Annotated in this window: 17 protein-coding genes; 12 read left to right on the top strand and 5 right to left on the bottom strand. The window is 72.3% G+C overall.

Annotated features, from left to right (window positions below; all coding sequences use genetic code 11):
* Positions 1 to 49 precede the first annotated feature (49 nt).
* The 6 genes from ACZ3KJ_RS11955 to serA all read left to right on the top strand — a co-directional run bounded on the left by ACZ3KJ_RS11955 (position 50) and on the right by serA (position 10,149).
* Entirely contained in the window at positions 50 to 1,030 is a 981-nt protein-coding gene (locus ACZ3KJ_RS11955; RefSeq protein ID WP_467526395.1) for a 2-hydroxyacid dehydrogenase, read from the top strand.
* Positions 1,031 to 1,443: 413 nt separating this feature from the next.
* The gene (locus ACZ3KJ_RS11950) at positions 1,444 to 4,512 is read left to right on the top strand and encodes a putative bifunctional diguanylate cyclase/phosphodiesterase (protein WP_467526394.1); all 3,069 of its coding nucleotides are present in this window, start codon (positions 1,444 to 1,446) and stop codon (positions 4,510 to 4,512) included.
* A 243-nt stretch (positions 4,513 to 4,755) separates the two neighbouring features.
* Complete coding sequence (locus ACZ3KJ_RS11945) at positions 4,756 to 6,606, top strand: acetolactate synthase large subunit (RefSeq protein WP_467526393.1); 1,851 nt, start codon at positions 4,756 to 4,758, stop codon at positions 6,604 to 6,606.
* A 20-nt stretch (positions 6,607 to 6,626) separates the two neighbouring features.
* Complete coding sequence (gene ilvN, locus ACZ3KJ_RS11940) at positions 6,627 to 7,151, top strand: acetolactate synthase small subunit (protein WP_467526392.1); 525 nt, start codon at positions 6,627 to 6,629, stop codon at positions 7,149 to 7,151.
* A gap of 141 nt (positions 7,152 to 7,292) precedes the next feature.
* Entirely contained in the window at positions 7,293 to 8,291 is a 999-nt protein-coding gene (ilvC, locus tag ACZ3KJ_RS11935; protein ID WP_467526391.1) for a ketol-acid reductoisomerase, read from the top strand.
* Positions 8,292 to 8,559: 268 nt separating this feature from the next.
* Positions 8,560 to 10,149, top strand: coding sequence for a phosphoglycerate dehydrogenase (gene serA / locus ACZ3KJ_RS11930; RefSeq protein ID WP_385068548.1), 1,590 nt, complete (start codon positions 8,560 to 8,562; stop codon positions 10,147 to 10,149).
* Positions 10,150 to 10,300: 151 nt separating this feature from the next.
* Here serA and ACZ3KJ_RS11925 read toward each other — a convergent pair whose 3' ends face one another.
* Positions 10,301 to 11,875, bottom strand: coding sequence for an MFS transporter (locus ACZ3KJ_RS11925; RefSeq protein WP_467526390.1), 1,575 nt, complete (start codon positions 11,873 to 11,875; stop codon positions 10,301 to 10,303).
* Positions 11,876 to 11,999: 124 nt separating this feature from the next.
* On the opposite strand from ACZ3KJ_RS11925, the gene ACZ3KJ_RS11920 reads away from it, so the two are divergent.
* Complete coding sequence (locus ACZ3KJ_RS11920) at positions 12,000 to 12,584, top strand: TetR/AcrR family transcriptional regulator (protein ID WP_467526389.1); 585 nt, start codon at positions 12,000 to 12,002, stop codon at positions 12,582 to 12,584.
* A 58-nt stretch (positions 12,585 to 12,642) separates the two neighbouring features.
* Here the strand turns inward: ACZ3KJ_RS11920 and ACZ3KJ_RS11915 are convergent, their stop codons facing one another.
* The 3 genes from ACZ3KJ_RS11915 to ACZ3KJ_RS11905 all read right to left on the bottom strand — a co-directional run bounded on the left by ACZ3KJ_RS11915 (position 12,643) and on the right by ACZ3KJ_RS11905 (position 18,410).
* Positions 12,643 to 15,732 carry a protein kinase domain-containing protein gene (locus tag ACZ3KJ_RS11915; protein ID WP_467526388.1) on the bottom strand — a complete coding sequence of 1,030 codons (3,090 nt, stop codon included), beginning with the start codon at positions 15,730 to 15,732 and terminating at the stop codon, positions 12,643 to 12,645.
* An 83-nt stretch (positions 15,733 to 15,815) separates the two neighbouring features.
* Positions 15,816 to 17,000 carry an FHA domain-containing protein gene (locus ACZ3KJ_RS11910; protein ID WP_467526387.1) on the bottom strand — a complete coding sequence of 395 codons (1,185 nt, stop codon included), beginning with the start codon at positions 16,998 to 17,000 and terminating at the stop codon, positions 15,816 to 15,818.
* 201 nt (positions 17,001 to 17,201) lie between these two features.
* Positions 17,202 to 18,410, bottom strand: coding sequence for a PucR family transcriptional regulator (locus ACZ3KJ_RS11905; RefSeq protein WP_467526816.1), 1,209 nt, complete (start codon positions 18,408 to 18,410; stop codon positions 17,202 to 17,204).
* A gap of 174 nt (positions 18,411 to 18,584) precedes the next feature.
* Between ACZ3KJ_RS11905 and ACZ3KJ_RS11900 the strand changes: the two genes are divergently transcribed.
* Positions 18,585 to 19,511, top strand: coding sequence for a proline dehydrogenase family protein (locus tag ACZ3KJ_RS11900; protein ID WP_467526386.1), 927 nt, complete (start codon positions 18,585 to 18,587; stop codon positions 19,509 to 19,511).
* A 39-nt stretch (positions 19,512 to 19,550) separates the two neighbouring features.
* Positions 19,551 to 21,182 carry an L-glutamate gamma-semialdehyde dehydrogenase gene (pruA, locus tag ACZ3KJ_RS11895; protein WP_467526385.1) on the top strand — a complete coding sequence of 544 codons (1,632 nt, stop codon included), beginning with the start codon at positions 19,551 to 19,553 and terminating at the stop codon, positions 21,180 to 21,182.
* 130 nt (positions 21,183 to 21,312) lie between these two features.
* Here pruA and ACZ3KJ_RS11890 read toward each other — a convergent pair whose 3' ends face one another.
* Entirely contained in the window at positions 21,313 to 21,519 is a 207-nt protein-coding gene (locus tag ACZ3KJ_RS11890; protein ID WP_467526384.1) for a DUF5988 family protein, read from the bottom strand.
* Positions 21,520 to 21,866: 347 nt separating this feature from the next.
* On the opposite strand from ACZ3KJ_RS11890, the gene ACZ3KJ_RS11885 reads away from it, so the two are divergent.
* The 3 genes from ACZ3KJ_RS11885 to ACZ3KJ_RS11875 all read left to right on the top strand — a co-directional run bounded on the left by ACZ3KJ_RS11885 (position 21,867) and on the right by ACZ3KJ_RS11875 (position 24,579).
* Positions 21,867 to 22,001 carry a hypothetical protein gene (locus ACZ3KJ_RS11885; protein ID WP_389520372.1) on the top strand — a complete coding sequence of 45 codons (135 nt, stop codon included), beginning with the start codon at positions 21,867 to 21,869 and terminating at the stop codon, positions 21,999 to 22,001.
* Between the two features lie 186 nt (positions 22,002 to 22,187).
* Entirely contained in the window at positions 22,188 to 23,231 is a 1,044-nt protein-coding gene (locus ACZ3KJ_RS11880; RefSeq protein ID WP_467526383.1) for a 3-isopropylmalate dehydrogenase, read from the top strand.
* 259 nt (positions 23,232 to 23,490) lie between these two features.
* The gene (locus ACZ3KJ_RS11875) at positions 23,491 to 24,579 is read left to right on the top strand and encodes a branched-chain amino acid aminotransferase (protein ID WP_467526382.1); all 1,089 of its coding nucleotides are present in this window, start codon (positions 23,491 to 23,493) and stop codon (positions 24,577 to 24,579) included.
* The last annotated feature ends 134 nt before the right edge of the window (positions 24,580 to 24,713 follow it).

Genomic DNA, 24,713 nt, shown 5'->3' with positions numbered 1-24,713 from the left:
CCCCAACCTAACCTCTGCACGCGCGCGTGCCTGACGTAGCCTCCGGATCATGACTGCTGACGACCTGCACCGCGATGTGTGGCTCCCCATTCCTCCCGACGAGATCGACGGCCTCCCCGAAGGGCCCCGGTACCTCTTCTGGGACGGAGGCGAGGACGGCGACCAGCCGTTCCCCGGGGACCCCGCGGACTGCGCCGTCTACGTGGTGCCGTACATGAAGCCGCAGTCGGTGCGGGTGCGGCCGCTGCGGGAGATGCGTCACCTCCAGCTGGTCCAGACGCTCACCGCGGGCGTCGACGACATCACCGCGCGCCTGTCGGACCTCGGGCCGGGCGTGCGGCTGTGCAACGCGCGCGGGGTGCACGAGGCGAGCACCGCCGAACTCGCGCTCACCCTGACCCTCGCCGCCCTGCGCGGCATCCCCGGATTCGTGCGCGCGCAGCAGGAGGGCCGCTGGCAGAGCGGCTTCCATCCGGCGCTCGCCGACAAGAACGTCCTCGTCGTCGGCTACGGGGCGATCGGCGCCGCCATCGAGGACCGGCTCGTGCCCTTCGAGGTGGCGCGAGTGGCGCGCGTCGCGCGCTCCCAGCGCGCAACGGCGCGCGGCCCGGTGCACCCACTCACCGAACTTCCCGCGCTGCTCCCCGAGGCGGACGTCGTCATCCTCTCCACGCCGCTGAACGAGACCACCCGCGGCCTGGTCGACGCCGACTTCCTCGCCCGGATGAAGGACGGCGCCCTCCTCGTCAACGTCGCCCGCGGCCCGGTCGTCGACACCGAGGCGCTCCTCGCGGAACTGGAGCGCGGCCGTCTCACCGCCGCCCTGGACGTGACCGATCCGGAACCCCTGCCTCCCGCCCACCCGTTGTGGCGGGCGCCGGGCGTGCTGATCAGCCCGCACGTCGGCGGCCCCACGTCCGCCTTCCTGCCCCGCGCCAAGCGGCTGCTGACGGACCAGTTGAGCCGTTTCGTGAACCGGGAGCCCCTGCGCCACGTGATCCTGACGACGAGTGCCACGAGTGGGCCGTGACGGACTGGGCACACGTGTGGTCCGGTTCGCGCACCCTCCGCAGTCCCCCGGACGCGGTCGGTACGCGCGTCCCCACTGATCGTCACGGAGCGTAGAGGAACTATGTCCCTGAGTGACGATACTGGTGTATCGTCCCGACAGGGGCTGCGCCGCGCACCGTTCGGCGCCGGGGACGGACATTCCAGACTGTGAGGGGGGCGACGGGCGATGCACGGCCTATGGACGAACGATCCGACGCGGCGGAGCCGCCGCCGGCGACCCTGCTGCACGGCCACCCGCGGACGCGGCGGTCCCGGCCACGGCAGTCGGCACCGACAGCACCACCGGGGGCACGGCAGCCGCCGGAGGCAGACCCAGCAGGCGCAGCGGCACCGGCACGACCGGGGGGCGGCGCGGACCGGGAGGCTCCGGTGATGTCACCGCCGACCTCGACGACCCTCCTCGACGGAGCCCTGCGGACCCAGCCTCCGGAGGGGGCGCCGCCGACCCGGCGGCCGTCCTCCGGCCGTCCCGGCGCTCCCTGCGTACTCCACCAACTGCTGCTGGTCCTGCTGTGCGCGGGGTACGCCGTCGGCTCGGCGCTCGGCTGGGGTTCCAGCGAACTCGCCCTCATCATGGGCGACTTCGGCCTCTCGGCGGCGGCCGGCGCCGCCGCCGTGTCCTGCTTCCTCTACGCGCGCACCCGCCACGTCCGCTTTCGACCCGCCTGGCTGCTGTTCGGCCTCTCCTCCGCGATGGCCGCCCTGGGCAACCTGGTCTGGGGGTGGTACGAGGTGGTCCTGGACCGTCCCGTGCCCAGCCCCAGCTACGCCGACCTGTTCTTCCTCTGCTTCGCGCCGCCCGCGATCGTGGGGCTGCTGGTGCTCGCCGCCCGTCCCGTGACGAAGGCGGGCTGGGTCTGCCTGGCGCTGGACGCCTGGTTGATCGCGGGCTCGCTGATCACGCTGTCCTGGAGCCTCGCGCTCGCGCAGGCCGCGCGGTTCGACGGCCCGAGCGTGGCCCACGCGGCGCTGACGCTGGCGTACCCGCTCCTCGACATCGCCCTGGTGAGCATGGTGCTGGTGCTGCACTTCCGGCGCTCGTCGGTCAACCGCACGGCGGTCAACACCGCCGTCGGCGCCCTCGCGCTGACCGTGATGTGCGACGCCCTGTTCACCTCGCCGCTGCTGCACCACTCCTACCGCTCGGGCCAGCTCCTCGACGCGGGCTGGTTCGCCGGCTCGCTGCTGCTCGCGTACGCGCCCTGGGCCGCCGTGCGGCGGCACGCTCCGGTGGACGACGGGCACGCGCGCCCGGGGCACGAGCACCTGCCCGGACACCGCCCCGGCGGCCACCCGCACTCCAAGCCGTCCGCCCCGGGCGGTGACGACGGCCGGTATCAGGCCACCCGGCCCATCACCGGCTCCCTCGCCGCCCTCACCCCCTACCTCGCCGCCGCCGTCTGCACCCTGGGCATCCTCTACAACGTCCTCAACGGCCGCAGCGTCGACCGCGTGGTCCTGCTGACCGGCGGCACCGTCGTGCTCGCCCTCGTGGTCCGCCAGGGGATCATGCTGCTCGACAACATCGCCCTCACCCAGGAACTGGCCCAGAAGGAGAACCACTTCCGCTCCCTGGTGCAGGGCTCCAGCGACGTCATCATGATCGCCGCCCCCAGCGGCGTCCTGCGCTACGTCTCCCCGGCCGCCGCCGGCGTCTACGGACGGCCCGCCGAGGACCTGGTCGGCACCGAGCTGGCCCATCTGATCCACCCGGAGGACCTGGGCTGCGTGGTGCACGAGGTGCGCCGCTTCCTCGCCGCCAGCCCCCAGGAGGAGCCCACCACCCGCATCGAGTGCCGCTTCCGCTCCGGCGACGGGAGCACCTCCCGCCCGAGCGAGGCCGAGAGCGGGGGAGGCTGGCTGAACGTCGAGTCCACCGTCAGCCGCCACCACGGCGGCCTGATCTTCAACTGCCGGGACGTGACCGAACGGGTGCGCCTCCAGGCACAGCTCCAGCACAACGCCGAGCACGACCCGCTCACCGACCTGCCCAACCGCGCCCTGTTCACACGGCGCGTCCAGCAGGCGCTGTCCGGCCGCCGCAGCTCCGACCGGGGCACCGCCCTGCGCAACACGGCCGTCCTCTTCATCGACCTCGACGGCTTCAAGGCCGTCAACGACACCATCGGCCACCAGGCCGGGGACGAACTGCTCGTCCAGGCCGCGCGCCGGCTCCAGGAGGCGGTCCGGCAGGGCGACACCGCCTCCCGACTGGGCGGTGACGAGTTCGCCGCCCTGATCGTGGGCGACACCACCCGCGACCGCGGCGCCCGGGAGCGGCACATCGTGGAACTCGCCGACCGCCTCAGGATCACGCTCTCCCAGCCCTACCTCATCGACGGCAACGAGGTACGGGTCGCCGCGTCCATCGGCGTCGCCTTCGCCGAGCCGGGGCTCGGCGCGGGCGAGCTGCTGCGCAACGCCGACCTCGCCATGTACCGGGCCAAGGCGGGCGGCAAGGGCCGGGTCGAGCTGTACAAGCCGCAGATGCAGCAGGACGTCGTACGGAAGGCGGAGCTGGCCACGCGGCTGCGTGCCGCGCTGCACGACGGCGAGTTCGCGCTGCTGCACCAGCCCGTGGTGCGGCTGGAGGACGGCAGGGTCTCGTCGGTCGCCGCCCACGCCCGGTGGCGCTCCTCGCAGGGAGTGCTCTTCACGCCCGCGGAGTTCCTGCGGGTGGCGGAGGACGGCGACCGTACCGCCGAGCTCAGCCGCTGGACGCTGGAGCGGGCCGTCGAGCAGGCCGCCGACCGGTCCGCCGGCGGACTGAACGTACCGGTGCTGGTCCGGCTGAGCGCCCGGCGGCTGCTGGACCGCTCCCTGCCGCCGGGCTCCGTCGAGGCGCTGCTGACGCGGTACGGGCTGCCGTCCGGATCGCTGGTGGTCGAACTGTCGGACCTCGAGTCCGACCTGCCGCTGGACGAACTCGAGCGACGCCTGAGCGCCCTGCACCGGCTCGGCGTGCGGATCGCCCTCGACGGCTTCGGCGGCGGCCGCATGGCCATGACGGCACTGCGCCGGCTCCCCGTCGACGTCCTGAAGCTGGACCGCGGACTGGTGGAGGGCGTCGTCGAGTCCACACGACTGCAAAGGATCACCAGTGGGCTGCTGAGGATCGCCGGCGACCTCGGGCTGCCGTCCGTGGCGGAGGGCGTGGACCTGCCCGAGCAGGTCGTCGCCCTGCGCGCGATGGGCTGTACGCACGGCCAGGGCATGGCGTTCTCCGGCCCGCTCGACGAGTACCGGCTGCGCAGGGCGCTCGGCCGGGGCCCGTTCACGGTGCCGCACGGCCCCGGCGAGCCCGCGTTCGCAGGCGGCGCCACGGGGGTGTACACCGGAGGTGTCCCCGCGGTCCTGGGAGGCGGAACCCTCGGTGGCACACCCCTCGGAGGCGGAGCAACCCTTCGCTCACATAATGAGACCCCTGTCCCACCCACTTGACAGTGGGTGCGTGCCGGGGGGAGGGTCAGTGCCATGCGCACCCGAATTCTCGTACTTGGACAGCGCGTCGGCTGAGCTGGGAACGACCGGAGGACGATCCGGCAACCCCAGCGACCTCACCGGCGCGCTCCCCTCGCTTGCCTTTCGGCACGAGGGGTTTTTTGTTGCACGGGCACCTGCCGTACAGCAGTCGAACACCGCACAAAACTCGCAAAAACCCTCAGCATCGAGAAGAGAATGCCGATGACCGAGCAGGCCACCGGGGCCCATCACCCGCAGCCGCGGCCCCGATCCGGAGGACAGCACTCCGCGCCCGTCGAGCACGTCACGGGCGCGCAGTCCCTCATCCGCTCTCTCGAGGAGGTCGGCGCCGACACGGTATTCGGCATTCCCGGCGGCACGATCCTGCCCGCCTACGACCCGATGATGGACTCGACGCGGGTGCGCCACGTCCTGGTCCGCCACGAGCAGGGCGCCGGCCACGCGGCCACCGGCTACGCGCAGGCCACCGGCAAGGTCGGCGTCTGCATGGCGACCTCCGGCCCCGGTGCCACCAACCTGGTCACGCCGATCGCCGACGCCAACATGGACTCCGTGCCGCTGGTCGCGATCACCGGGCAGGTGGTGTCCTCCGCGATCGGCACGGACGCCTTCCAGGAGGCGGACATCGTCGGCATCACCATGCCGGTCACCAAGCACAGCTTCCTGGTCACCAAGGCCGAGGACATCCCCCGGGTGATCGCGCAGGCGTTCCACATCGCCTCCACCGGCCGTCCCGGCCCGGTTCTGGTCGACATCCCCAAGGACATCCTCCAGGCGAAGACCACCTTCTCCTGGCCGCCGGTCATGGACCTGCCCGGCTACCGCCCGGTGACCAAGCCGCACGCCAAGCAGATCCGCGAGGCCGCCAAGCTGATCACCGCCGCCAAGCGGCCGATCCTCTACGTCGGCGGCGGCGTCCTCAAGGCCGGTGCCACCGCCGAGCTGAAGGTCCTCGCCGAACTGACCGGCGCGCCCGTCACCACCACCCTGATGGCGCTCGGCGCGTTCCCCGACAGCCACCCGCAGCACCTGGGCATGCCCGGCATGCACGGCTCGGTGGCCGCCGTCACCGGTCTGCAGAAGGCCGACCTGATCGTCGCCCTCGGCGCCCGCTTCGACGACCGCGTCACCGGCAAGCTGGACAGCTTCGCGCCGTACGCCAAGATCGTCCACGCGGACATCGACCCGGCGGAGATCGGCAAGAACCGCGCCGCCGACGTGCCGATCGTCGGGGACGCCCGCGAGGTCATCGCCGACCTGATCCAGGCCGTCCAGAAGGAGCACGGCGAGGGCGGCCGGGGCGACTACACCGCCTGGTGGAAGGACCTCGACCGCTGGCGCGAGACGTACCCGCTGGGCTACGACCAGCCCGAGGACGGCTCGCTCTCCCCGCAGCAGGTCATCCAGCGCATCGGTCAGCTCGCCCCCGAGGGCACGGTCTTCACGGCGGGCGTCGGCCAGCATCAGATGTGGGCCGCCCAGTTCATCCAGTACGAGAAGCCCGCCACCTGGCTGAACTCCGGCGGCGCGGGCACCATGGGCTACGCGGTCCCGGCCGCGATGGGCGCCAAGGCGGGAGCCCCGTCGAAGACGGTCTGGGCGATCGACGGCGACGGCTGCTTCCAGATGACCAACCAGGAACTCACCACCTGCGCCCTGAACAACATCCCGATCAAGGTCGCCGTCATCAACAACGGCGCCCTCGGGATGGTCCGCCAGTGGCAGAGCCTCTTCTACAACCAGCGCTACTCCAACACGGTGCTGCACTCCGGCCCGAACGACGTGAACCCGGAGGCGAGGGGCACCCGCATCCCCGACTTCGTGAAGCTGTCGGAGGCCATGGGCTGCTACGCCATCCGCTGCGAGGACCCCGCCGACCTCGACAAGGTCATCGAGGAGGCGAACTCGATCAACGACCGCCCGGTCGTCGTCGACTTCATCGTCCACGAGGACGCCATGGTGTGGCCGATGGTCGCCGCCGGCACCTCCAACGACGAGATCATGGCCGCCCGGGACGTCCGCCCCGACTTCGGCGACAACGAAGACGACTGAGCGAGGAAGACCCAAGAGACATGTCCAAGCACACGCTCTCCGTCCTGGTGGAGAACAAGCCGGGCATCCTGGCCCGGATCGCCGCCCTCTTCTCCCGCCGCGGCTTCAACATCGACTCCCTCGCCGTCGGCGTCACCGAGCACCCCGACATCTCCCGCATCACCATCGTCGTGGGGGTGGAGGAGCTGCCGCTGGAGCAGGTCACCAAGCAGCTCAACAAGCTCGTCGAGGTGCTGAAGATCGTCGAGCTGGAGCCGGCCCAGGCCGTCCAGCGCGAACTCGTCCTGGTGAAGGTGCGCGCCGACAACGAGACGCGCTCCCAGATCGTCGAGATCGTCCAGCTGTTCCGCGCCAAGACCGTGGACGTCTCCCCGGAGGCCGTGACCGTCGAGGCCACCGGGAGCAGCGAGAAGCTGTCCGCCATGCTCAAGATGCTGGAACCGTACGGCATCAAGGAGCTGGTCCAGTCCGGCACGATCGCGATCGGCCGCGGCGCCCGTTCGATCACCGACCGCTCACTGCGCGCACTCGACCGGTCGGCATAGCACGCGTACCGGACGCGTCCGGTACCGGGAACGGGCGGTCGGCGCGCCGTCGACCGCCCGCATACCGAGACCCCCAGACTTCCCCTCAGCCCGCCGTCATACGGTGGGACGCAACACCTGCACACAAGGAGAGAACCCAAAGTGGCCGAGCTGTTCTACGACGCTGACGCCGACCTGTCCATCATCCAGGGCCGCAAGGTCGCGGTCATCGGCTACGGCAGCCAGGGCCACGCCCACGCCCTGTCGCTCCGTGACTCGGGTGTCGACGTGCGGGTCGGTCTGCACGAGGGCTCCAAGTCCAAGGCCAAGGCCGAGGAGCAGGGCCTGCGCGTGGTGACCCCGTCGGAGGCCGCCGCCGAGGCCGACGTCATCATGATCCTGGTCCCGGACCCCATCCAGGCGGAGGTCTACGAGGCGTCCATCAAGGACAACCTCAAGGACGGCGACGCCCTGTTCTTCGGTCACGGCCTGAACATCCGGTTCGGCTTCATCAAGCCCCCGGCCGGCGTCGACGTCTGCATGGTCGCCCCGAAGGGCCCCGGCCACCTGGTCCGCCGCCAGTACGAGGAGGGCCGCGGCGTTCCCTGCATCGCCGCCGTCGAGCAGGACGCCTCCGGCAACGCCTTCGCGCTGGCCCTGTCGTACGCCAAGGGCATCGGCGGCACCCGCGCCGGCGTCATCAAGACGACCTTCACCGAGGAGACCGAGACCGACCTCTTCGGCGAGCAGGCCGTCCTCTGCGGTGGTACGGCCGCGCTGGTCAAGGCGGGCTTCGAGACCCTGACCGAGGCCGGCTACCAGCCGGAGATCGCCTACTTCGAGTGCCTCCACGAGCTGAAGCTGATCGTGGACCTCATGTACGAGGGCGGCCTGGAGAAGATGCGCTGGTCGATCTCCGAGACCGCCGAGTGGGGCGACTACGTCACCGGCCCGCGGATCATCACCGACGCCACCAAGGCCGAGATGAAGAAGGTCCTCGCCGAGATCCAGGACGGCACCTTCGCCCGCGAGTGGATGGCGGAGTACCACGGCGGTCTGAAGAAGTACAACGAGTACAAGCAGCAGGACTCCGAGCACCTGCTGGAGACCACCGGCAAGCAGCTGCGCAAGCTGATGAGCTGGGTCGACGAGGAGGCGTAAGCCTCGGGCCGAGGGGCCGGAGCATGCTGCTCCGGCCCCTTCGGCGAACCACGGGTAACGTCGTGTGAAACGGTGTTGTCCATCCCGTCCAGACACGGACGGGTGATCCTTCCGCAGAGGCGCATGACGCCCTTTGCCACGGCACTAGACTGCTGCACTACATACGCGTCAGGCCCACAGCGTCGTGCGTCTTCCACGCGGCTAGCCCCTCCTCCGCCTGCGGCCGTCGGGACGGCCGTCCGCACGCATTGGAACTGTGAGGACTCACGTGAGCTCGAACCCCGTCGTACTCATCGCTGAAGAGCTGTCGCCCGCGACCGTGGACGCGCTCGGCCCGGACTTCGAGATCCGGCACTGCAACGGAGCGGACCGAGCCGAACTGCTCCCGGCCATCGCCGACGTCGACGCGATCCTGATCCGCTCGGCCACCAAGGTCGACGCCGAGGCCATCGCCGCCGCGGGCAAACTGAAGGTCGTCGCGCGAGCCGGCGTCGGCCTGGACAACGTCGACGTCTCCGCCGCCACCAAGGCCGGCGTGATGGTCGTCAACGCCCCCACCTCCAACATCGTGACCGCCGCCGAGCTGGCCTGCGGTCTGATCCTCGCCACCGCCCGCCACATCCCGCAGGCCAACGCCGCGCTGAAGAACGGCGAGTGGAAGCGCAGCAAGTACACGGGTGTGGAGCTGGCCGAGAAGACCCTCGGTGTCGTCGGGCTCGGCCGCATCGGCGCGCTCGTCGCCCAGCGCATGTCGGGCTTCGGCATGAAGGTCGTCGCCTACGACCCCTACGTGCAGCCCGCGCGCGCCGCCCAGATGGGCGTGAAGGTGCTGTCGCTGGACGAGCTGCTGGAGGTCTCCGACTTCATCACCGTCCACCTGCCCAAGACCCCCGAGACGGTCGGCCTCATCGGCGACGAGGCGCTGCGCAAGGTCAAGCCGGGCGTGCGCATCGTCAACGCCGCCCGCGGCGGCATCGTCGACGAGGAGGCGCTGTACTCGGCGCTGAAGGAGGGCCGGGTCGCCGGCGCCGGCCTCGACGTGTACGCCAAGGAGCCCTGTACGGACTCCCCGCTGTTCGAGTTCGACCAGGTCGTCGCCACGCCGCACCTCGGTGCCTCCACCGACGAGGCGCAGGAGAAGGCGGGCATCGCGGTCGCGAAGTCCGTCCGTCTCGCCCTCGCCGGCGAGCTGGTGCCGGACGCGGTGAACGTCCAGGGCGGTGTCATCGCCGAGGACGTCAAGCCGGGCCTGCCGCTCGCCGAGCGCCTCGGCCGCATCTTCACCGCGCTCGCGGGCGAGGTCGCCGTCCGCCTCGACGTGGAGGTCTACGGCGAGATCACCCAGCACGACGTGAAGGTGCTGGAGCTGTCCGCCCTCAAGGGCGTCTTCGAGGACGTCGTCGACGAGACGGTGTCGTACGTCAACGCCCCCCTGTTCGCCCAGGAGCGCGGCGTCGAGGTGCGGCTGACCACCAGCTCGGAGTCGGCCGACCACCGCAACGTCGTCACCGTGCGCGGCACGCTCGGCAGCGGCGAGGAGGTGTCGGTCTCCGGCACGCTGGCCGGCCCCAAGCACCTCCAGAAGATCGTCGCGGTCGGCGACTACGACGTGGACCTCGCGCTCGCCGACCACATGGTGGTGCTGCGCTACGAGGACCGTCCGGGTGTCGTCGGCACCGTCGGCCGTATCTTCGGCGAGGCCGGGATCAACATCGCCGGCATGCAGGTCGCCCGGGCGGCGGCGGGCGGCGAGGCGCTGGCCGTGCTCACCGTGGACGACACCGTGTCCGCCACGGTGCTGGGCGAGGTCGCCGCGGAGATCGGCGCGACGTCGGCCCGCGCGGTGAACCTGGCCTGACCGTTCCGTCTCCGGTGACCGCCCGCCGCGGTCGCCGCGGCCCGGGGCCGCCGCCCCGGGCCCCCTCTCGGCCCTGAACGGGCCTTCCTCGCCGAACCGGACGCCGGACGGGCCGCAGCAGCCCGTCCGGCGTCCGTCTGTCCGGGGTACGTCACACGCAGGCCTTCCCCGCCTCCCCGGCACCCCTCTCCCCGGCGCCCGTCTCCCCGGCGCCCGCCTCCCCGGCATCCGCCTCGCGCACCTCCGCCCGCCGCAGGCTCAGCGTCGCCAGCACCGCCGCCCCCGCCAGGACCACCGCGCCGGTGATCGCCGCGCCCCGCATCCCGTCGGTGAACGCCTCCCGCGCCACGGCCGCCAGGCCCGGGAACCGGTCGGCGACCGCCAGGGCCCCGCCCAGCGTCTCGCGGGCCGCGTCCGGCGCCGACGCCGGCATCCCATGGCGGTAGACCGCCGTCCCGACGGAGCCGAGCACCGCCATGCCGAGGGCGCCGCCGAACTCGGCGGAGGTCTCCATCAGCGAGGACGCGGTGCCCGCCCGCTCGACCGGGGCCGCGCCCATCGCGAGATCCATGATCTGGGACATCACGGTGACACCCCCGACGGCGAGGACGGCGCACGCGACCAGCACCAGCACCATCGAGTCGGTACCGGCGAGGGCGAGCAGCGCGAAGCCGCCCGCGGAGACCGCGAATCCGGCGGTGACGACGTGCGCCCGGGGGACGCCCCGCTGCACCAGCCCCGTCGCGACCGGCGCGGCCGCGCCGATCGGGACCGACGGCAGCAGCGCCCACAGGGCGGCCTCCAGCGCGCTCTTGCCCAGCACCGACTGAAGGTACTGGGTGGTGAAGTAGGCGGAACCCAGCACGCCGAACGCCGAGAGCAGGTTGAGGACGACGGAGGGGGCGAAGCCGCGGCCGCGGAACAGGGCCGGGGGGATCATCGGTGAGGCGGCCGTGCGCTGGCGGCGGACGAAGAGCGCGGCGAAGAGCAGGCCGACGGTGATCGAGACGACGTAGCGGACGTTCCAGCCCTCGGACGGGATCTCCTTCAGGCCGTAGACCACGGGCAGCACGGCGGCCATCGACAGGGGGATGCCGATCCAGTCGAAGCGGCCGGGGGAGGGATCGCGCGACTCGGGCAGCAGGACCGGCCCGAGGACCAGCAGGAGGACCATCGCGGGCAGGTTGACCAGGAAGACCGAGCCCCACCAGAAGTGCTCGACCAGCACGCCGCTCATCACCGAGCCGAGCGCGATCCCGGCCGTCATCACACCCGACCACAGGCCGACCGCCTTCGCGCGCTGACCGGGGTCGGTGAACATCGTGCGCAGCAGGGCCATCGTCGACGGCATCAGCGTGGCGCCGCCGATCCCGAGGACCGCGCGGGCCGCGATGAGGGTCTCGGCGCTGTCGGCGTACGCCGCGACGAGCGAGGCGGCGCCGAAGGCCGCCGCGCCGGCCAGCAGCAACCGGCGCCGGCCGATGCGGTCGCCCAGCGAGCCCATCGTCATCAGCAGGCCGGCCAGGACGAACGCGTAGATGTCGAAGATCCACAACTGTTGGGTGCCGGTCGGCTCCAGGTCCGCGCTGATCGCCGGGACGGCGAAGTAGAGGACCGAGACGTCCATGGAGACCAGGAGCAGCGGAAGCATCAGGACGCCGAGAGCGGTCCATTCGCGGCGCCCGGCGCGGGCGCCGCCCGCGGAAGTACGCGTCGAGTTCGTCATGGCGAGGACTGTACGGCTGTATTAAACGTCTGTCTAGAACGGCTGTATAAATCAGTCGTCTGGGACGGTCGTACCAGTCATGCGTCTAGGACGGATGTATGGATCGGGGGATAGGGTGGCCCGCATGGGACACCGTGAGGATCTGCTCGAAGGCGCTCAGCGCTGCCTGCTGGAGAAGGGGTTCGTGCGGACGACGGCGCGCGACATCGTCAAGGAGTCGGGGACCAACCTCGCCTCGATCGGCTACCACTACGGCTCGAAGGACGCGCTGCTCGCCCAGGCCTACGTGGCGCTGGTCGAGGGGATGGGCGACACCTTCGCGGGAGGCGACGAGAGCGGGCTCGCCGGCGAGCCGGGCTCGCTGGAGCGGTTCCGGGCGGTGTGGTCCAACATCATCGCGACCATGCGGGAGCCGGGTTCCATCTGGCGGCTCAGCATGGAGATCGTGGTCATGGGCGACCAGCTGCCCGAGGTCCGCGACCACCTCGTCCGCGCCCAGCGCGAGGCCGGACGCGGACTCGTCCCGCTGCTCATGGGCGGGCGGGAGGAGGACGTCTCGGACGAGACCGCGGACACGGTCGGCCTGTTCTACGTGACCCTCATGACGGGCCTCATCGCCCAGTGGACCTTCGACCCGGAGACCGCGCCCGACGCGGACCGGCTCACCGAGGGGCTGCGCCGGATGCTCCGGGCGGCCGCCCGGGAATGACGGGCCCGCCGCCTCCCGCACCGGGTACGCGACGTGCCGTACGACCGGTACGGGGGCGTCAGGACCACGCGCGGCGCAGGCGCCTGGACCAGCGGTGCATCAGGGCGATCCCGGGGTGTTCGGCCTCCAGGCGCTCGATGTGCGGTACGGCCGCCCGGTCGCCGCTGTCCATGGCCCACCGGTACCACTCCAGGGCCTCCCGGTACCGGCCGCGGTCCTCGTACGCGCGGGCGCCGTCCAGCATGGCTCCGGTGCTGCCCCGCCCGGCGGCCGCGTGCAGCCAGTGCAGGGCTTCCTGGAAGGAGTCCTCCGTCGCCGCCCGCAACTGCGTGCGGGCCACGGCGCGCATCGCCTTGATGCTTCCCGCCTCGGCGGCCTGCAACCGCGTCTCCGCCTGGGTCCGGGCTTCGCCGTCCAGCTCGGCGAGGACCAGGATCGACGGCTGGTCACCCTCCTCCGCCAGCTTCCGGTACAGCCGCAGCGCCCGCTTCTTGAGGCGCCTGCGCTCGTCGGCGCCGGTGCTGTGGTCGTGCAGCCGCAGGCAGAGCCGGGCGACGTCCCGCCGGGAGGCCACGTCTCCCTGATCCGCGGCCTGGACGTAGCCGTCCAGGGCCTTCTGCAGTCGGCCCTCCCGCTCGTGCGCCGCGGCCTCCTTGCGCAGCTGGGACACGCTCGGCCGGCCGCTCCTGGGGGCGGTGTCGGACTTCGGCTTCACCCGGGCCGGTGTCTTCTTCTGGGGCGGGTCGGCCTTGGGCGCGGGGGTGGACTGTGGCTGTGGGGTGGTCTTCTGCGTAGGGGTGGGCTTCGGCGGAGTGGTCGGCCTGGGCGGAGTGGTGGGCTTGGATGCAGGGGTGGGCTTGGGGGCGGGTGTGGGCTTGGGGGCAGGGGTGGTTTTGGGGGCGGGTGTGGGCTTGGGGGGAGGGGTGGTCTTGGGCGCAGGGGGTGCCTCGGGAGGGGGAGGCGCGGTGCGCCGCAGGGCGGCTCGGAGCCGGTTCGCCTCCTTGGCCGCCGCCGTGCTGCCCTGTGCCGTGGCGCGGGCCAACCACTCCAGCGCCCGGTCCGGCCGCCCCGTCTGCTCCAGGATGCGCGCCGTGTCGACCATGGAGTTCACGTGTCCCTTGCCGGCGGCGGTGCGGAAGTGGCCCAGCGCTTCCGCCGGCCGGTCGGCCCGCAGGAGGAGGCGTCCCGCCCGGACCATGGCGGCCACGTTGCCCTTCTCGGCCGCCTTGCGGTACCAGTCGAGCGAGTCGTTCCAGCGCTCGGGATCCTTCTCGAGCAGTTGCGCGGTCACGTGCATGCTGTGCTCGTGGCCGGCCTCGGCGGCCCGCCAGTACCAGACGAGCGCGGACTCGTCGCGTTTGTGCTGCTTGTACCAGTTCGCGATCGCCAGGATGGATGTGAGCCGCCCCTCCAGGGCCGGGGCCCGGTGCTCGCGGAGCAGCGCCTGTTCCCCCGCGGGCATCGGCGCCCGACCGGCCCGGGCGTCGGCGCCGGGGGTGGCGGCGGGCGCGGGGGCGGGACCGCGCGCCGGCGTCTCGCCGGTCCGCACGACCGCCTTGCCGTTCTGCTGCGGCGCCGCGGCCTTCTCGGTCTGCTTCGGTCCCGCCGTCTTTCCGTTCCGCTGCGGCGCCGGAACCTTCTTCGCCTGCTCCGCCGGGACCTTCTTCGCCTGCTCCGCCGGGACCTTCTTCGCCTGCTCCGCCGGAACCTTCTTCGCCTGCTCCGCCTTCTCCTGCTCCGCTCCCAGCAACTCGGTCAGCCGTGTCCTGGAGAAGTCCTCCCCGGCCGCTGCCGCCGCCCGGTACAGCGCGACAATCTGCGCCCGCCGCTCGGGGAAGTGCTTCTCCAGCAGCTGCCCGGCCTCGCGGGCGCCGGTGGGGTTGCCGGAGTCCGCCGCGCGCCGGTACCACAGCAGAGCCGACTCCACGTCACCGGCGCTCTTGTGGCGGGCGGCCAGCTGGCGCATGGCCTCGGCGTTCCCCGCCTCGGCGGAGGCCCGGAGCGCGGCGGGCGCGACGTTCCGCTTCTTCTCCGGGAGCCGCACCTCGGGCCCCGCCGCCGGCGGGGGCAGGGTGGTCGTGTCGGCCCCCGGCCGGGCCGGAGGCGCCGTGGGCAGCTCGCGTTCCCGCAGCGGACGGGCGTGCGGCGCGGACCGCAGCTCCGCCGGGGTGGGGTCGTACGGGATCCCGGACGGGGTGTCCGCCGGTGCGGGCCGGAGGTGCCCGTGGGGCCGTGGACGCAGCGGATGCTCCGTGTCGATGGCGAAACGGGACCGCTCGTCGATCTCTGCCCGTACTCCCGGAGGCAGCCAGTCCTTCGCGTTCGACGGCGCGTCCGCGGCCACCAGGGCGGCGACCTCCGCGGGCTCGGGCCGGTTCCGCGGCTTCGGCTCCAGACAGGGCAGGACGATCTTCCGGACCGTGGGAGGCAGGCCGTCCAGCGAAGGCCGGCCGGTCAGGATGCTCGCGCCGATCTGCATCGTGGAGCCGGTCCCGTACGGGTGGCGGTTCAGGGCGGTGTAGCCCAGCACCAGCCCCAGGGCGAAGACGTCAGCGGCCGGCCCCACCCGCTCGTCCCGGAGCTGTTCGGGCGAGGCGAAGGTCGTGGTCCGCGGGGTGGCCCCGGTCGCGGTCAGTGAGGCACCGTCCTCGGGGGCCAGGTGCCGGGCGATGCCGAAGTCGATGACGGAGGCGCCGTCGGCGGCCAGGAGGATGTTGGCGAGTTTCAGGTCGCGGTGGACCAGGCCCGCACGGTGGATGCTGCGCAGCGCGTCGGTCAGGTCGGCCGCCAGGACCCGCCAGGTCCGCAGCGGCAGGGGGCCGCCGCAGTGCTCCAGCGCCTCCGCCAGGTTCACGCCGGCGACGTAGCGGGTGGCGAGCCAGGGCTCGGGGGCCCGCGTGTCGAAGTCGACGACCTCGGCGGTGTGCTTCGGGTCGACCGCCTTGGCGGCCTCGACCTCCCGGGCGAAGCGCCTGCGGAACCGCTCCGGGTCCTCCTGGAGACGATCGGGCCGGATCGTCTTCAGCGCGATCGAGCGGCCGCCGTCGGTGCGGGCGAAGTAGACGTTCCCCCAGCCGCCCTGGCCCAGGAGGGCCAACAACCGGTGCCCGCCGATCCGTTCGGGATCGTCCTCCCGCAGTGGCTCCACTCGGCCCCCCACCGGCTCCACCCGTTCCCCGCCGTCATGTTGTCCGCGCGTCCCGCCGGACCCCGCCCCGAGCCCGCGCCCGCTCAGCCCGGACGCGTCAACTCGTCACCGCCCCTGGGGCGCCTCGGCGGTCTGGCCCGCACGCCCTCGGGCCGCTCCTCCGGCCAGCGCTGCCCGCTGCGGCGCAGCACGACCCCGGGGACCAGTTCGATCTCGTCGTCGGGCCCGAAGGCGCGCGGGAGCTGCCCGGACCCGACCCCGGCGGCCGCGTCGCGGCGCGGCAGGGGGCGCCAAGCCGTCGGCTCCGCGCCCGGCCGGACGGTCCGCACCCGGCTGCCCGCCAGGCTGGTGTCGAGGACCCGCAGCACGCCCCGGCTGGAGACGAGCAGCAGGTGCTGCCTGCTGATCCCGGCCCGCCGCTCGTCGGACAGATGGCGTTCCTCGATCCGCGCGAGGTGGTTGCGGCCGAGCACGAACTCCTTGTCCTGCCCCTCGGATGCCTCGGTCAGGTTCTCCCAGGCGTGGCAGGTCCCGTCGACGAGGACCTTCAGCTGGATCCGGCGGCGGCGCGGGCCGAGGTCCGTCAGCAGGGTCCGGTGGGACCGGCAGACCACCTTGCCCCGCTGGATGGCCGGGCCGGGGTTGCAGTGCGGGCGCGGGCAGCGCCAGGACCGGCCCAGCACGTCCGCGCGGGGCCTGCCCTTGAAGTCCAGCAGGTTGCGGGCCTTGAGCCCGTCGCGCTCGCCCTCGCGGGAGACCTCCCGGTCGGCGAACACCCGCATGTCCCGCAGCACCAGCCGCACCGGCCCGCCCCCGCTCCGCTCGGGCTTGAGGAAGTGCTCGCGGTCCCCCTGGATCCAGGGGTGCTCTCCCCGGTGCCCGGTGAAGAAGTCACCGCTGACGACCCTGGTCCCGAACTCCGCGGCGTGGTCGAGCAGGTCGGGGTCCGCCTTGGCGATGGCGGCGATCAGGCCCCGGTCCCGCCACGCGCGCAGCAGCGCGCCCTCCGCGGGGTCGGGGAACTCCCCGTCGTACCGCGGATGCAGCAGGCTGTTGTCGGCGATCGCGTGGACGGTGACCTCCCGGTCGCCGGTGGACTCGCACAGCGCGCGCAGGACCAGCCGCAGCCGGTGCAGGGAGCGCGGTGCGGCGCCGCCGAGCGCCCGGTCGCGCACCACGTTGGACAGGTCGATCAGGTAGTTGGCCTCCTGCGCCGTCCCCAGCAGATGACGCTCCATGCGGCGCAGCGCCGCCATGTCGCTTCCCACGCCCCTCGCCCCCCAGCAGTCGGCCGCCCGGTACGGGAGGAGAGGCTAGCGTCCGGGGCCACCGCGTGCTGTCCTGTCCGACATATCAGCCCGTGGCCGACCTCAGGTCAGCCGGGTGTGCGCCCGTGGCCGACCTTGGGTCGGCCGGGTGTTCGCCCGTGGCCGGCCTCGGGTCGGCCGGGTGGCCGCCGGTGGCTGACCTCAGGTCAGCCGGACGCCCTTCAGCGCCATGTGCAGCAGCAGCCGGTCCTCCCCGTCGTCCAGGTCCAGGCCCGTCAGCTGCTCCACCCGCGACAGCCGGTAGTACAGGGTCTGCCGGTGCACGCCCAGTTCGGCGGCGGCGCGGCCGGCCTGGCCCGCGCAGTCGAGGTAGGTCTCGGCGGTGCGGGCGAGTTCGCGGTGCGCCGGATCGAGCAGCGACCGGACGGCCGGATCGTGGGCGCTGTGCGCGGGGAGCGCCGTGAGCAGGCGGTACGGGCCGATCTCCGCCCACTGCGCGACCGGGCCCAGCCGTGGCTCCGCCCGCGCGGCCCGCGCCGCCGCGGCCGCCTCCCGCCAGGCCGTGCCCAGCTCGTCGAGGCCGGCCCGGGGCGCGGCGAGGCCGGCCGCGGCAGGACGGTGCGCCGTCCCGGCCCGCTCCAGCAGGCGGGCCGCGCCCGAGAGCGCCGGCCCCAGGGCCTCCGTCGACCGCAGCCGCACCAGCAGCGCCAGCGACGGCGAGGAGCCGTGCCGGGTGCCCGGCGGCACCGTGCACAGGGCCTCCGCCCCCGGCAGGGTGCGCAGCGAGGGCGCGTCGTCCGGGTCGGCGGACGGCCAGGGGGCCACGCAGACCACCGTGTGGGGGCCCTCGGCGCGGACGCCGAGCGCGGTGCGCAGCTCCGCCACCGCCATGTCCCGCTGCCAGTCCCGTTCGGCGGTCAGCACCGCCCGCAGTTCCCGGGTGAGGTCGGCGCCGTGCTGGGCCTCGTCGGCGAGCAGGGCGCCGATCCGGCCGGTCACCTCCATCGCGGCCGACAGCTGGGCGTCCGAGGGGCCCGGATCGCCGTCCAGCAGCCAGACGTAGCCGTAGACGACGGACCGGTGCCGTACGGGGAGGCAGACGCGGCCCCGGTGCACGCCGGCCTCCGGGGTGGGCGGGATACGGACCGGGCCGGTCGCCCGGGTGATGCCGAAGCCCTCGAACCAGGCCCGGACCGCCGCCGTGGAACGCCGGGTCAGGATCGAGCGGGTGCGCACCGGGTCCAGGGCGGAGGCGTCCAGCTCGTCCTCGCTGTCGTAGACGCCGAACGCGATCAGCTCGAAGTCGCGGTTCTCCAGGGTCGCGGGGGCGCCGAGGAGCTCCGAGATCTCGTCGACGAGTTCCTGGTAGTCGCCCTTGTAGTCCGTTGCCACCTGCGCATTCTCCCGCATTCGGCCCTGGTCGAGGGCGTCCTTCATACATCTGTCTGAGATCTGCGGCACGGATGCGTGACAGCTGTCGATGGCCGACGATCGGAGGGATCCTTAGGTTTCACGGTGGTTCTCCGTGCCGGTCCCGAATCGTCGGGCACCGGCCTCGTATGGGTTGGTAAGTGGAGGTGCCCCGTGCTGGGTCCCGTGATTCTCGCCGCGTCGCGCAGCGACCGGATGCGACGCCTGATCTCGGCGGCCCCGGTGACCAAGCAGGTCGTCGACCGCTTCATCCCGGGTGAGACCGTCGACGACATCGCGCCGATCATCGAGGAGCTCACCGCCAAGGGCCTGGAGCTGACGATGGACGTCGTCGGCGAGGACATCACCACCCCCGAGCAGGCCACCGCGGCCCGGGACGCCTACCTGGCGCTGATCGACCGCCTGAAGGAGCTGGACCTCGGCACCCGGGTCGAGATGTCCGTCAAGCTGTCGATGTTCGGCCAGGCGCTCCCCGGCGGCCACGAGCTCGCGCTGGCCAACGTCCGCCCGGTCGTCGAGGGCGCCGCCGCCATCGGCACCACCGTCACCCTGGACGCCGAGGACCACACCACCCTCGACTCGATGTTCGCCATCCACGACGAGCTGCGGAAGGACTTCCCGCAGACCGGCTGCGTCATCCAGGCCTACCTCTTCCGCACCGAGGCCGACGCCCGCCGCCTCGCCGCGAACGGCAGCCGCGTCCGGCTGGTCAAGGGCGCGTACAAGGAGCCCGCCGAGGTCGCGTACCAGGACCGGCACGAGATCGACAAGGCGTACGTCCGCGTCCTGCGCACGCTGATGGAGGGCGAGGGCTACCCGATGATCGGGTCGCACGACCCGCGGCTCATCAGCATCGCCCAGGAGCTCGCCCGCTCCGCGGGGCGCAAGCTCGACGAGTACGAGTTCCAGATGCTGTACGGCATCCGCGGCGAGGAGCACCTGCGGCTCGCCGCCGAGGGCCACCGCATGCGCGTCTACACCGCCTACGGCACCGACTGGTACGGCTACTTCATGCGGCGCCTCGCGGAGAAGCCGGCGAACCTGCGCTTCTTCGTCCGCTCGATGGTCAGCAAGGGCTGAGCCCGAACCACCCGCTCAACTCAAGGAGTCACGGAACCCATGGACGCTGTCACCCAGGTCCCCACGCCCGTCAACGAGCCGGTGCACGGCTACGCCCCCGGCTCTGCGGAGCGCGCCCGTCTGGAGGCCAGGCTCAAGGAGCTGGCCGACAACCCGATCGACCTGCCCTGCACCATCGGCGGCGAGCGGCGGATGGGCGGTGGCGAGCGCTTCGACGTCGTACAGCCGCACAACCACAAGGCCCGCCTCGGCACCTACGCCAACGCCACCCGGCAGGACGCCCAGGACGCCGTCGACGCGGCCCTCGCCGCCGCCCCGGCCTGGCGCGCCATGTCCTTCGACGACCGCGCGGCGATCATCCTGCGCGCCGCCGAGCTGCTGGCCGGCCCCTGGCGCGAGACGCTGGCCGCCTCCACCATGCTCGGCCAGTCCAAGACCGCCCAGCAGGCCGAGATCGACACCCCCTGCGAGCTGGTCGACTTCTGGCGCTTCAACGTGCACTACGCCCGCCAGATCCTCGCCGAGCAGCCCCCGGCCAACTCCCCGGGCGTGTGGAACCGCCTCGACCACCGGCCGCTGGAGGGCTTCGTCTACGCGATCACGCCGTTCAACTTCACGGCCATCGCGGGCAACCTGCCCACCGCCCCGGCCCTGATGGGCAACGTCGTGGTGTGGAAGCCGTCCCCGACGCAGACCCACGCCGCCGTGCTGCTCATGCGGCTCCTGGAGGAGGCGGGCCTGCCCAAGGGCGTCATCAACCTCGTCACCGGCGACGGCATCGAGGTCTCCGAGGTCGCCCTGACCCACCGCGACCTCGCCGGCATCCACTTCACCGGCTCGACCAAGACCTTCCAGTACCTGTGGAAGACGGTCGGCGCCAACATCGAGAACTACCGCGCCTACCCGCGCCTGGTCGGCGAGACCGGCGGCAAGGACTTCGTCGTCGCCCACCCGAGCGCCGACCGCGCCGTCCTGAAGACCGCCCTGACCCGCGGTGCCTTCGAGTACCAGGGCCAGAAGTGCTCGGCGACCTCCCGGGCGTACGTCCCGGCGTCGATCTGGAACTCCGGATTCAAGGAGGAGTTCGCCGCCGAGGTCGACGGCATCGCCATGGGTGACGTCACCGACCTGTCGAACTTCATCGGCGCCGTCATCGACGAGCGCGCCTTCGCCAAGAACAAGGCCGCGATCGACCGCGCCCAGGAGGACCCGTCCTGCACGGTCGTCGCGGGCGGCTCCTACGACGACTCGGTCGGCTGGTTCGTCCGCCCGACCGTCATCGAGTGCAGCGACCCGGAGAACGAGGTCTTCACCACCGAGTACTTCGGCCCGGTCCTCGCCGTGCACGTCTACGAGGACGACAAGTACGACGAGATGCTGACCCAGATGGAGTCGGTGTCCGACTACGCCCTCACCGGCTCGGTCATCGCGAACGACCGCGCGGCGGCGGCGCACACCATGGACCGGCTCCGGTACGCGGCCGGCAACTTCTACATCAACGACAAGTCGACCGGCGCCGTCGTCGGCCAGCAGCCCTTCGGCGGCGGCCGCGCCTCCGGCACCAACGACAAGGCCGGCGCCCCGCAGAACCTGACGCGCTGGACCCTGACCCGCGCCATCAAGGAGACGCTGGTCCCGCCGACCGACTACACCTACCCGCACATGGGCTGACGGGCGGATGGACACGGGAGGGGCCGGGCGGACAGCCCGGCCCCTCCCGCGTAGCCGGCGCCGGGCGCCGGGCCCCGGCGGCCTGGGCGGCCCCGTCCCGCCCAGGACCGGGGCCCGGCCCCGCTCCGCCCTAACCGGGCATCTCCGTCCGCTCCCACCACTCGTACACCGGCAGCCTGCCCTGCGGGGTGTCGGCCCGGCGGTCGGTGGGACGGAAGTGTTCGTAGCCGTTGCGGAGCTCGATCTTCACGTCCTCTCCGGGAGTCGTGATCGGGACGATCCGGTCGGGCAGATCGGCCGGCCCGCCCTCGAGAAGTGCCTGGGGCTCGTCGCTCATGACCAAGACCGTTCCCCGGCCGGAACGCGATGTCGCACGCCGTGCGCGGAGGATCAGCCGTGTGGACGACCGGTCCCGCGGCGGGCGGCGCACCGGGTCCGGGAAACCGCAGGTGGGGACCGTGTGACGCGCGGCACTGTCTCAGATAGTAGGAAGTCCGAGTAATTGTGGAGACAGGCGCGTGCTCCTCGCTTAGCTTTGTAGGAGCCGAACGTCTCGCTCGATCCAGCGAATGGCGGTCGTGAGCCCGGCCCCGGCAGGCCACCCCTGCGGCCACGCTCCCCGCCCATCCGGCGTCTCGCACCCCCTTCCGTACTCCCTGCTGTGTCGAAGGAGTCGATTCCCCCATGGCCGAGACGACCGTCCGCCGCCGAGTCCGCCGTGCCCCCCGTACGAGCGAGTCCGACCGCAAGAACGCCGCCGCCGCGCTCCAGCGCGCCCTCGACCGCCGCGACAACGGCGGCGAGACCGGCCACCTGTAGGCCTGCCCCAGGCCGCCCCGGACCGGGAGCCGCACCCGAACGGGGTGCGGCGCGGGCCCCGAACGGGACTTCGGGCTCCGCGCCGCACTCCGGAACCGCCGTTCCGGCACGCCGCCGACACACCCCGGCTGTCCGTATGACGGACGGTCCATGTCATTCCATGGGACGAGGAGTAGGGTGCCGGGCATGTCTCGCAGCATCAATCTCGCAGTGATCCCGGGTGACGGCATCGGCCAGGAAGTCGTGGCCGAAGGTCTCAAAGTCCTCTCCGCCGTCCTCCCGCAGGATGTGAAGCTGGAGACCAAGGAGTACGACTTCGGCGCCCAGCGCTACCACGCCACCGGTGAGACCCTCACCGACGCCGACCTCGACGCCCTGAAGAAGCACGACGCCATCCTGCTCGGCGCGATCGGCGACCCGAGCGTCCCCTCCGGCGTCCTGGAGCGCGGCTTCCTGCTCAAGCTGCGCTTCGCCTTCGACCACCACGTCAACCTGCGCCCGTCCAAGCTGCTGCCGGGTGTCGCCACCCCGCTGGCCGGCGAGCCGCAGATCGACTTCGTCGTCGTCCGTGAGGGCACCGAGGGCCCGTACACCGGCAACGGCGGCACCATCCGCAAGGGCACCGAGCACGAGGTCGCCACCGAGGTCTCCGTGAACACGGCCTTCGGTGTCGAGCGCGTGGTCCGCGACGCCTTCGCCCGCGCGCAGGCCCGCCCGCGCAAGAAGCTCACGCTGGTCCACAAGAACAACGTGCTGACCTTCGCCGGCCACCTGTGGACGAACATCTTCAACAAGGTGGCCGAGGAGTTCCCCGAGGTCACCACCGAGTACATCCACGTCGACGCGGCGACCATCTTCCTGGTCACCCAGCCCGAGCGCTTCGACGTGATCGTCACCGACAACCTCTTCGGCGACATCATCACCGACCTCGCCGCGGCCGTCTCCGGCGGCATCGGCGTCGCGGCGAGCGGGAACATCAACCCGTCCGGCGCGTTCCCGTCGATGTTCGAGCCGGTCCACGGCTCGGCCCCGGACATCGCCGGCCAGGGCAAGGCCGACCCCACCGCCACGGTCCTGTCCGTCGCCCTGCTCCTGCGCCACCTCGGCTACGACGCCGAGGCGGCCCGCATCGAGGAGGCGGTCTCCGCCGACCTCGCCGAGCGCACCGGCAAGCCCGCCCGCTCCACCTCGGAGATCGGCGACGCCCTCTCCGTACGAGTAGCCGGCTGACCCGCCGCGCACTCGATCTCCCGCAGATCACTTCAAGCCGCCGGGTCGCTTCCGCACCCGGCGGCTTCTCGTATGCCGTCGCCGGGTGCCACCATCGATCCTGGGCCGCATTCACCCCGTCTTCTTCCAGCGCCGCCGCCGCGAGATAATCGAACGCGGAGTCGCGGTACGAGGGAATGCTCGGACGTCCTAGCACCGGCCACCGGCCGTGCGGGGGTGAGCGCGGCCCGTCACTACAACCGGTGAAGGACAACCACCCATGACGACGCCCACGATCGAGCTCAAGCCGTCCGCCGGCCCGCTCTCCGACGCCGAGCGCGAGGCCATCCTGGCCAACCCCGGCTTCGGCCGCCACTTCACCGACCACATGGTGACGATCAAGTGGACCGAGGGCCGCGGCTGGCACGACGGCCAGCTCGTTCCGTACGCGCCGATCCCGCTCGACCCGGCGACCAACGTCCTGCACTACGCCCAGGAGATCTTCGAGGGCCTGAAGGCCTACCGGCGCCCCGACGGGTCCGTCGCCACCTTCCGTCCGGACCAGAACGCCAAGCGCTTCCAGCGTTCCGCGCGCCGCCTCGCCATGCCCGAGCTGCCGGTCGAGACGTTCATCGAGGCGTGCCACGTCCTGGTCGAGCAGGACAAGGCGTGGGTGCCGGCCCACGGCGGCGAGGAGTCCCTCTACCTGCGCCCCTTCATGATCGCCACCGAGGTCGGTCTGGGGGTCAAGCCCGCGAACGAGTACCTCTTCCTGGTGATCGCCTCGCCGGCCGGCGCCTACTTCGCCGGTGGTGTGAAGCCGGTCTCCATCTGGGTCTCCGAGGACCGCGTCCGCGCCGTCCCCGGCGGCATGGGCGACGCCAAGACCGGCGGCAACTACGCGGCGTCCCTGCTCGCCCAGGCCGAGGCCGCCGCCCAGGGCTGCGACCAGGTCTGCTACCTCGACGCGGTCGAGCACCGGTGGGTCGAGGAGCTCGGCGGCATGAACCTGTACTTCGTGTACGGCAACAAGATCATCACGCCGGCCCTCACCGGTTCCATCCTGGAGGGCGTCACCCGCGACTCCCTCCTCACCGTCGCCCGCGACCTCGGCTACGAGGCCGAGGAGGGCCGCGTCTCCGTCGAGCAGTGGCAGCGCGACTCCGAGAACGGCACCCTCACCGAGGTCTTCGCCTGCGGCACCGCCGCCGTCATCACCCCCGTCGGCACCGTCAAGCGCGCCGGCGCCGAGTGGAAGCAGTCGGACGGCGAGCCCGGCGAGGTCACGCTGCGGCTGCGCCGGGCCCTGCTGGACATCCAGCGCGGCACCGCCGAGGACCGGCACGGGTGGATGCGGCGGCTGGGCTGAGCCCCGCCGGCACCCCGCCACACCACCGCCACACCGCCGTCACCCCAGGGCCGCCCCGGACGCCACGCGTCCGCGGCGGCCCTGCCGCGTCCCCGGCCACCACCAGATGTTTGAGTGACGCTCAATGTGACGAA

It is taken from the genome of Streptomyces sp. NPDC003248, assembly GCF_055563235.1.
This window is presented reverse-complemented; position numbering and strand designations above follow the sequence as displayed.

Excerpts from the sequence above, each read along its gene's own strand:
- ACZ3KJ_RS11955 (WP_467526395.1), top strand. The coding sequence starts at position 50 with ATGACTGCTGACGACCTGCACCGCGATGTGTGGCTCCCCATTCCTCCC.
- ACZ3KJ_RS11950 (WP_467526394.1), top strand. The coding sequence starts at position 1,444 with ATGTCACCGCCGACCTCGACGACCCTCCTCGACGGAGCCCTGCGGACC.
- ACZ3KJ_RS11945 (WP_467526393.1), top strand. The coding sequence starts at position 4,756 with ATGACCGAGCAGGCCACCGGGGCCCATCACCCGCAGCCGCGGCCCCGA.
- ilvN (WP_467526392.1), top strand. The coding sequence starts at position 6,627 with ATGTCCAAGCACACGCTCTCCGTCCTGGTGGAGAACAAGCCGGGCATC.
- ACZ3KJ_RS11925 (WP_467526390.1), bottom strand. The coding sequence starts at position 11,875 with ATGACGAACTCGACGCGTACTTCCGCGGGCGGCGCCCGCGCCGGGCGC.
- ACZ3KJ_RS11920 (WP_467526389.1), top strand. The coding sequence starts at position 12,000 with ATGGGACACCGTGAGGATCTGCTCGAAGGCGCTCAGCGCTGCCTGCTG.
- ACZ3KJ_RS11905 (WP_467526816.1), bottom strand. The coding sequence starts at position 18,410 with ATGCGGGAGAATGCGCAGGTGGCAACGGACTACAAGGGCGACTACCAG.
- pruA (WP_467526385.1), top strand. The coding sequence starts at position 19,551 with ATGGACGCTGTCACCCAGGTCCCCACGCCCGTCAACGAGCCGGTGCAC.
- ACZ3KJ_RS11890 (WP_467526384.1), bottom strand. The coding sequence starts at position 21,519 with ATGAGCGACGAGCCCCAGGCACTTCTCGAGGGCGGGCCGGCCGATCTG.
- ACZ3KJ_RS11885 (WP_389520372.1), top strand. The coding sequence starts at position 21,867 with ATGGCCGAGACGACCGTCCGCCGCCGAGTCCGCCGTGCCCCCCGTACG.
- ACZ3KJ_RS11880 (WP_467526383.1), top strand. The coding sequence starts at position 22,188 with ATGTCTCGCAGCATCAATCTCGCAGTGATCCCGGGTGACGGCATCGGC.
- ACZ3KJ_RS11875 (WP_467526382.1), top strand. The coding sequence starts at position 23,491 with ATGACGACGCCCACGATCGAGCTCAAGCCGTCCGCCGGCCCGCTCTCC.